The organism is Pseudoalteromonas sp. S3776 (genome assembly GCF_005886915.1).
In the GTDB taxonomy this organism is placed as follows: Bacteria; Pseudomonadota; Gammaproteobacteria; order Enterobacterales; family Alteromonadaceae; genus Pseudoalteromonas.
Window position 1 is genome coordinate 1 of the sequence record NZ_PNCU01000045.1, and the last position, 543, is coordinate 543.

At 39.0% G+C, this 543-nt stretch carries 1 protein-coding gene; it reads right to left on the bottom strand.

Going from position 1 to position 543, the window contains the following annotated elements; genetic code table 11:
* Positions 1-543 (bottom strand): IS110 family transposase (locus tag CWC16_RS16430; protein WP_138542286.1); only part of this gene is annotated, 543 nt, incomplete at both ends.

Sequence of the window (543 nt, forward strand, 5' to 3'; positions counted from 1 at the left end):
TTATCTATGTGATCATCAATGTCAGATTTAAGCTGTTTAATTTCGTCATCTAAAAACGCGATAGTCACTTTTATCGATTGGCGAACACGTGCTGAAACGTTGCTGAATTCACTTGCTTCTAATCGGTTAGCTTCTCGTTGTCGGTTACTCTCAAGCGCATCTAAACGACGGATAAGGGCTTTAAGCTCTCTAACTTCTAACGCTTCAGGTTGCCAATAATCAACGACTGCGTGCTTTGCACAGCCGTAGTGGGCAAGCATCGTTGCATCAGATTTGTCTGTTTTATGAATTATGTTTAACGCGTCTGCATACTTTTTAGCTTTACCTGTATTCGCTAAAATAATGTTAAAGCCTTGCTCGTGTAAAAAATACATCAGAGCTTCATGATAAACACCCGTTGGTTCGAGTGTGATAACGAGCTCACTAGCAGCGCTTTTTGTTGTATTTAAAAGCCACTTTTCTATTGCTAAAAAGTCTTGGCGCTTGTTTTTAAAGACTTTTGTTTTAATCTTGTTTGTAAGCTGGTCTCTCAACCACGATAAA